Genomic DNA, 7,320 nt, shown 5'->3' with positions numbered 1-7,320 from the left:
GGCGGCGGGACGTAGCCACCGGGCTGCGGTGCGGGTGCCGGAGCACCCTGCGGAGCGGCCGGGGCCCCGTGCGTCCGGTTCCAGTTGGCCTCCGCGTCGAAGAGCTTCTCCAGCTCGCCACGGTCGAGGAAGATCCCCCGGCACTCGGTGCACTGATCGACCGTCACGCCGCTGCGCTCGTACTGGCGCATGTCTCCGTGACACTTGGGACAGGTGAGATGCATCATCCGACCGTACCCGGTCGATTCAGCCCTTCGCTCGTAGCGCCTCGACGACCTCCCGGTCGGACACCTCGTGGAAGTCGTCGTAGTACCGGCTCACCGCGCCGAACTCCGGCGGACGCTCGGGACAGACCACCTCGTCGGCCTCGGCAGCGAGCATGTCGTACGCCTCCGGGGAACCGACCGGCACCGCCACCACCACCCGCTGCGCCCCCAACTGCCGGGCGACGGCGACGGCGGCCCGGGCGGTGGCCCCGGTAGCCAGCCCGTCGTCCACGATGACCGCGGTACGCCCGTCCAGTTCCAGCGGTGGACGACCGGCCCGGTAGAGCTGCTCCCGCCGGTCCAGTTCGGCCTGTTCGGTCCGGACCACCTCAGCCACCTGCCCGGCCGGCAACTGGGCGGCCGGCGACTCGTTGCGCACCTGGACACCTCCCGGCCCCAGCGCACCGAACGCCACCTCGGGGGCCAGCGGCATCCCGAGCTTGCGGACCACCAGCACGTCAAGGGGGGCGTGCAGCCGGTCGGCGATCACCTCGGCCACCGGCACGCCACCCCGGACCAGTCCGAGTACGGTCACGTCCGGACGCCCGGCCAGTCCGGAGAGCAGTCCGGCGAGGGTCTCCCCGGCATGCTCACGATCACGGTAGGTCGTCATGCCTCAGGTGTACGCCCTCTTCGGCTGGCGTACCCGCGCTTCGGCCCAGATGCCGGAAACCCGGGCCCGACCGGTGGGCCCGGGTGTGGTCAGAGCCGGCTGCCGACCGCCCAGCCGGCAGCGGCGGCGGTCAGCCCGGCGCCGAGGGTGACCACCACGTTGAGTACCGCCCAGCGCCGGCCCGCCGGCCCGGACCGGGCCAGGTGGACCGTCTCGTAGCCGAAGGTCGACCAGGTGGTCAGCGCCCCGCAGAATCCGGTTCCCGCGAACAGGCCGAGCCAGCCGGGGATGGTGCCGCCGGCCCCGGCGAGCAGGCCGAGCAGGAGCGAACCGGCCAGGTTGACCAGCAGCGTCCCGGCGGGCAGCCGTCCCTCGACGGTGCGCGCGGTGACCGCCCGGTCGACCAGGAAGCGGCCCACCGCGCCGAGTGCGCCGCCGAGCACGACCAGGAGGACGGTCACCGCGACACCCGTGCCATCAGGCGGTCACCCAGGAGTACGGCGCTCAGCCCGCCCACGAGGGTGCCCAGGACGTACCCGAGGGCGAGGCCGGGGCGCCCGGCGGCCAGCAGTTCCCGGGTCTCCACGGCGTAGGCGGAGAAGGTGGTGAAACCACCGAGGACACCGGTGCCGAGGAACGGGCGGAGCAGCGGGTGCGGGGCGATCCGTTCGGTGATGACGTGCATCAGTGCCCCGAGCAGGGCACATCCGACGAGGTTGGTGACCAGCGTCGCCCAGGGGAGGGAGCCGGGGGCGTGCGACCAGGCGACGGCGAGCCCGTAGCGGGCTGCCGTACCGAGTGCGCCGCCGACCGCCACGGCGGCGACGACGTCCGCCGGTACCCGCCCGGCCGCCCGGTTCATCCGCCGGACCTGGCGACCGGTCTGCCGACCCGGGGGCGTTCCGGCGCCTGTCGGGCGGGGGCGAGCGCGGGTGCCCAGAGCAGGAACGCGACCGGGTAGAGAAGGTAGCCGAACCGGGTGGCGGGCATCAGCAGGATCGCCGCGAGCAGGCCGTACCCGCAGATGAGGGCACCGGCGGCGGCCGTGCGGGGCGGTCGGCGGACGAGCCGGACGGCGATCACCAGCCCGGCGACGACCAGCGCGGCGGCGGCGACCGTCCGCCCGGCGGGCAGCGTCTGGGCGATCAGGTACCCGGGGAACGGCGACGCGGCGGGGCTGCTGACCAGACCCTGACCGAGGGGGAACCGGAGCACGTTCTCCACCAGGGCCGACGAGTCGACCAGGTGCACCGGCACCAGGGCGGCGACCGGTAGCCCCACGGCGCCGACGGCGAGCCGCAGGCCGTCCCGCCGGCCCCGGGTGACCGCCCAGGCGAGCAGGACCAGGGCGACCGGCCAGGCGAGGAGCTTGAGTGCGGCGGCGAGCCCGACCGCTGCACCGGCCGCGCCGGGTCGTCCGGCTGCGGCCAGGGCCAGGGCGAGCAGGCAGAGCGCGAGGACCGGAAGGTCGTCGCCACCGGTGGCGAGCGTGAGCGCGCAGACCGGCAGCACGGTCGCCGCCTGCACCGCCCGGAGCAGCACCGGCCCGGTGGCCGGGGACGCCCCGGTGCCGGGACCGGCCGGGGTACCGGGCCCGTCGACCACCCCGACCGGGGAGCGTCGGAGCACGGCCACCGCGACAGCCAGGGCAACTGCGGTGACCAGGGCGAACATCAGCCGGGCATCGGTCCACCAGGCGGTCCCGACGGCCCGGGGCAGGCCGAAAAGAGCCATGCCCGGCTGGTACGGGGTGTACCCGAGCAGCTGCTCACCGGCGGGGAGGGCGGCGATCTGGTCCCGCCCGAGGTACGGGGTGCCGGTGTCGAGCAGCCGGATCCCGGCCTGCTCGATGACGGTCACCTCCTCCTGGGCCCGGTCGGTCCGTCCGGCAGCCCGTTGCCCGCTCTGTACGACGAGCGGGAGCAGAGCGGTGGTCGTCCAGGTCAGGACGGTGAGCCAGGCCCGGGCGGCGGTACCGGCCAGCGGGGCGGCCGGGTCGGCGCGCCGGGCGAGCAACTGCCCACCGACGGCGAGCGCGGCGGCCAGGTAGCCGACGGTGGCGACGGCACCCCAGGCGCGGTGCGGAAGCAGGGTGGAGGTCGCTGCGGTTACCGCGGCGAAGATCGCAGAAAGTGCGTAGAGGCCGAGGTCGACGTGCAGGCCGCCACCGGACTGGTCCAGCCGCTGCCAGACCCGCCGGCCCCGGTCGCTGCGGGACCAGACCCGCCGGCCCCGGTCGGTGCGGGCCGTCGGGGCGCCCACCCCGGGTCGGGTGGCGGGCGGCGGGTCGGCGTGGATCACGCCGGCAAGTGTGGCAGACGGTCCCCCCGGCCACGGCCGTTCGGGCGTCGTCCGGGGGCGAGCCGGATCACCGCGCCGGTGTCGTGCAGGGCCGGCGCCAGGGCGCCCGGCCGGCCGCCCGTCCCCCGGCGCAGGGTGGCGAGCAGTTGCCCGGTCGGCATCGGCCGTCCGAAGAGGTGCCCCTGACCGGAGGTGCAGCCCAGCTCCCACAGGGCCCGGCGCTGCGGCTCGCTCTCCACGCCCTCGGCGACGACCACCAGGTTGAGACTGCGCCCGAGGTCGAGGGTGGACCGGATGACGGCGGCAGCCTCGGCGGAGCTCTCCATGGTGGTCACGAAGGTGCGGTCGATCTTCAGCTCGTGCACCGGGATGCGGGAGAGCAGGGAGAGGGACGAGTACCCGGTGCCGAAGTCGTCCAGGGCGAGGCGGATGCCCTCGTCGCGGAGCCTGCCGAGGACCCGGTCGACCACCTCCAGTTGGCTGAGGGTCAGCGTCTCGGTCAGCTCCAGGTGCAGTCGGTCCGGCGGGAGGTCGTGGGCGCGCAGCCGGGCCAGTACGGAGCCGGGGAAGCGGGGGTCGAGCAGGCTGCGGGGGGAGACGTTCACCGCGACCGGCAGGTCGAAGCCGGCTTCCCGCCAGCTCCCGGCCGCGATCAGGGCCTGGTCGAGGACCGCCTCGGCGAAGGCGGGGAGCAGGCCGGACCGTTCGACGGCGTCCAGGAAGCGCAGCGGGTCGATGGTGCCGTGGACGGGGTGGTGCCAGCGGGCCAACGCCTCGGCGGAGACCACCTCGCCGGTACCGAGGTCGACGATGGGCTGGAAGTTGACGGTGAACTCGTGGTCGGCCACGGCCCGGGGCAGGTCGCCACCGAGGGTGAGCCGGCCGAGGTCCGCGCTGTCCCGGGTCGGCGCGTACGTGGCGGTCCGCTGGCCGGTCCGCTTGGCCTGGTACATCGCCACGTCGGCGCGGCGCAGCAACTCGGCCATGCCACCGGCGCTCGGCGCGACGGCGATCCCGCCGCTGGCCTCGATGCTGATCCGCATCCCGTCCAGGTCCAGTGGTTCGTGCAGCGCGCCGAGCAGGGTCTCGGCCCGGTGGGCGGCCATCGCGGGTGCCGACAGTCCGCGCAGGAGTACGGCGAACTCGTCACCGCCGAGCCGGGCGACCAGGTCGTCGGGTTGTGCGGCGTGGCGCAGCCGTTCCGCGACCTGGGTGAGGACCCGGTCCCCGGCGGCGTGCCCGAGGGTGTCGTTGACCTCCTTGAAGTGGTTGAGGTCGATCAGCAGCAGGGCGGTCACCCCGTCCGCGTGGCGGTGGCTGAGCTGGAGGTTGCCCTGGTCGAGCAGTTGCCGCCGGTTGGCCAGCCCGGTCAGCGCGTCGTGTGCGGCGGCGTACGCGTGCTGCTCGGCGGCGCGGGCCAGTTCGGCGTACGCCTGCGCGTTGCGGACCGCGGTACAGAGCGCGGAGGCGAACGTACGGAGGGTGTACCGCTCCCGTTCGGAGAGTTTCACCGGCCCCCGGAAGCGGAGCCGGAGTACGCCGATGTCGGCGGTCTGGTCGTGGCCCTCCAGGGGCGCGACGATGACCGCGCCGTGGACGGTGCTCGGGATGCCGCCGGGCGGCCCGTCGTAGCTGACCGTGGTGCTGCCCCGGACCAGCCGACCGGTCTCCCGCAGCTCGATCTCCACCTCGTCGGCGGAGAAGAGTTCGGTGGCCCGGGTGACGGCGGTGGTGAGCACCTTGTCCAGGTCGACCACGTTGAGCGCGTCGGTGGTCCGGGCCAGCCGCTGCCAGGCCTGCTGCTCGGTACGGGCGTTGACCCGGTTGGAATGGAACAGGTGGAGGCTGAACACCAGCGCCGGTACGGCCAGCAGGAGCCGGTTGTCGTTGTCGTTGCGCAGGATGGCCACGGTGCCGGCGATCACCACGAACCGGGCTATCGCGGCACCGAACCGCAGATCCCAGTCGGCTCGGAACAGCTCCCGTCGGCCGGTCCCGGTGGCGAGTGCGATCACCGGAATGGTGATCAGTTCGTCGAGCACCACCGCGATGAAGTACGCCAGGGCGAGCGGGCCGACGAAGGACCGGTCGTCGCTCTGCTCCGTCCAGCCGGCGAGGTGCAGGGCGAGCCCGGCCGCACCGGCCACCAGCATGTTCTTCGCGGTGCCGAAGACCGCCTTGATCGGTGTCATGCGGGTCAGCACGGTGGCGATCGCCAGTCCGCAGCCGGTCGAGAGGACGACCAGTGATGCGGGGGCGACGGCGAGACCGATCATAATCGCGGTCTCGGTCCAGGCGATTAAATGGTGACCGGCCCGGATTCGTACCCGTACCTTCACCGTGAAGCCGACGGCCACCAGAGACGTGATCGCTATTCCGAGTGTGAGCGTTTCGCCGGGGCCCGGAAAATTGACGACAAAACGGTAGAGGGATATCCCGCCGGCAATGGTGGCCGCAACGACGACGAGACCGACTAGCGGCATCAGCCGCCGATCGGTCCCGTTATCTCGTCGGTCTTGTCGAGCCACCCGTGGTCCCTGTGTCGTCACCGATCGCTGCGCGCATCGCAAGACTACTTCCGGTTGCGTCGCCGCAACAGCTTTGTCAGCCCCACTCGTTGGAACGCATGCCGTTCTCCCTCGCGTCTCGGGTGCGGTCCTCCGCAACCGCACCACCGGTGCCTCGTCCGATGAGCACGAGCCTAGAGGAAGGAATGTCTGGATAAGAACACATAAATGTCCTTATGCGCACTATCAGGTAACTATTCGGTGATTCGTCACCGGGTGCATCGGAAGCGAAACCCAGCGCATCCAAAGGTGGTGCGGAGAGATGTCACGTCGTCTCCGTACGGCTACTTGTCAGCAGAACACCTGTGCGTCGGTGCGGCAAGAAGGATGAGCCATGCGAGTACCTTCCGGCAACCGGACATAGGCCGTACTCCGTAGCGTCATCGGTTCCTCACCTGCCGCATTCCGGAGTCGTTACCGCCGTGCCTGTGCCGTACCACGAGGCTCACCGACGTGCCCGACTTTCCTTTTCTGAGAGCACCCGGCAATAGGGCTGGCGGGCCTGCGGTGAGCCCGGACCCGGCGGCTGGCGGCGGGGCGGCGCGGGCTCCGGGACTGTCCGCTCCCCTCGTGCCGGTCGGACCCGGGCATCCCCCGAGGTGACCGGGCGGCGGGTAGGCTCCCGCCGTGACCGATCCCGCCCAGCTCACCCACGTCGACCCGGCCGGTGCCGCCCGCATGGTCGACGTCTCCGCCAAGCCGGTCACCGGTCGCCTGGCGGTGGCGGCCGGCCGGCTGCACACCACGCCCGAGGTGATCGGACTGCTCCGCCGGGACGGGCTGCCCAAGGGCGACGCACTCGCCGTCGGACGGCTCGCCGGCATCATGGGTGCCAAGCGCACCCCCGACCTGATCCCGCTCTGCCACCCGATCGCCCTGCACGCCGTCACCGTCGACCTGGAGCTGGGCGAGCGGACCGTCGAGATCATCGCCACCACCAGGACCGCGGACCGGACCGGCGTCGAGATGGAGGCGCTGACGGCGGTGGCCGTGGCCGGACTCGCCCTGGTCGACATGGTCAAGGCCGTCGACCCGGCGGCCTCCGTCGAAGGGGTACGCGTACTCCGCAAGGAAGGCGGGAAGACCGGCGAATGGGTACGACCGGAGGACCGTCCGTGATCCGCGCCCGGGTCGTCGTCGCCTCCAACCGGGCCGCCGCCGGGGTGTACCCGGACACCAGCGGCCCCCTGCTCGTGGCCGGACTGCGGGAACTGGGCTGCCAGGTGGACGACCCGGTCGTGGTACCTGACGGTGAACCCGTCGCCGGGGCGATCCGGGCGGCCCGGGCCGACGGGGTCGACGTGGTGGTGACCAGCGGGGGCACCGGGGTCACCCCGACCGACCGGACCCCGGAGGCCACCCGCCCCCTGCTCGACTACGAGATCCCCGGCATCGCCGAGGCGATCCGGGCGTACAGCCGGGACCGGGTACCCGCCGCCGTCCTCTCCCGGGGTCTCGCCGGGGTGTCCGGCCGGATGCTCGTGGTCAACCTGCCCGGGTCCACCGGCGGAGCCCGGGACGGTCTCGCCGTCCTCGGGCCGGTTCTGGCGCACACCGTCGACCAGTTGCGCGG

At 72.9% G+C, this 7,320-nt stretch carries 8 protein-coding genes; 2 read left to right on the top strand and 6 right to left on the bottom strand.

The window, feature by feature from the left end; genetic code table 11:
• The 6 genes from GSF22_RS28015 to GSF22_RS27990 all read right to left on the bottom strand — a co-directional run.
• Positions 1 to 227 (bottom strand): zf-TFIIB domain-containing protein (locus GSF22_RS28015; protein ID WP_208816738.1); only part of this gene is annotated, 227 nt, incomplete at its 3' end.
• A gap of 19 nt (positions 228 to 246) precedes the next feature.
• A complete protein-coding gene (locus tag GSF22_RS28010) occupies positions 247 to 879 on the bottom strand; it encodes a phosphoribosyltransferase (RefSeq protein ID WP_208816737.1) in 633 nt (210 codons plus the stop codon).
• Between the two features lie 89 nt (positions 880 to 968).
• Positions 969 to 1,340: a fluoride efflux transporter CrcB gene (gene crcB / locus GSF22_RS28005; protein ID WP_208816736.1), complete on the bottom strand. Its 372-nt coding sequence runs from the start codon at positions 1,338 to 1,340 to the stop codon at positions 969 to 971.
• The gene (crcB, locus tag GSF22_RS28000; protein ID WP_208816735.1) at positions 1,337 to 1,741 is read right to left on the bottom strand and encodes a fluoride efflux transporter CrcB; all 405 of its coding nucleotides are present in this window, start codon (positions 1,739 to 1,741) and stop codon (positions 1,337 to 1,339) included. Before crcB (GSF22_RS28000) ends, crcB (GSF22_RS28005) begins: the two co-directional genes overlap by 4 nt.
• Positions 1,738 to 3,060 carry a glycosyltransferase 87 family protein gene (locus GSF22_RS27995; protein ID WP_244454260.1) on the bottom strand — a complete coding sequence of 441 codons (1,323 nt, stop codon included), beginning with the start codon at positions 3,058 to 3,060 and terminating at the stop codon, positions 1,738 to 1,740. The genes crcB (GSF22_RS28000) and GSF22_RS27995 overlap by 4 nt, the downstream gene beginning before the upstream one ends.
• A 116-nt stretch (positions 3,061 to 3,176) precedes the next feature.
• Positions 3,177 to 5,663, bottom strand: coding sequence for a putative bifunctional diguanylate cyclase/phosphodiesterase (locus tag GSF22_RS27990; protein ID WP_208816739.1), 2,487 nt, complete (start codon positions 5,661 to 5,663; stop codon positions 3,177 to 3,179).
• A 711-nt stretch (positions 5,664 to 6,374) separates the two neighbouring features.
• Between GSF22_RS27990 and moaC the strand changes: the two genes are divergently transcribed.
• A complete protein-coding gene (gene moaC / locus GSF22_RS27985) occupies positions 6,375 to 6,866 on the top strand; it encodes a cyclic pyranopterin monophosphate synthase MoaC (RefSeq protein WP_208816734.1) in 492 nt (163 codons plus the stop codon).
• A partial coding sequence (locus GSF22_RS27980) for a MogA/MoaB family molybdenum cofactor biosynthesis protein (RefSeq protein WP_208816733.1) occupies positions 6,839 to 7,320 on the top strand: 482 nt, incomplete at its 3' end. The genes moaC and GSF22_RS27980, both read left to right, overlap by 28 nt.

The sequence above is a fragment of the Micromonospora echinofusca genome, from assembly GCF_017614955.1.
Lineage (GTDB): Bacteria > Actinomycetota > Actinomycetes > Mycobacteriales > Micromonosporaceae > Micromonospora > Micromonospora echinofusca_A.
This window is presented reverse-complemented; position numbering and strand designations above follow the sequence as displayed.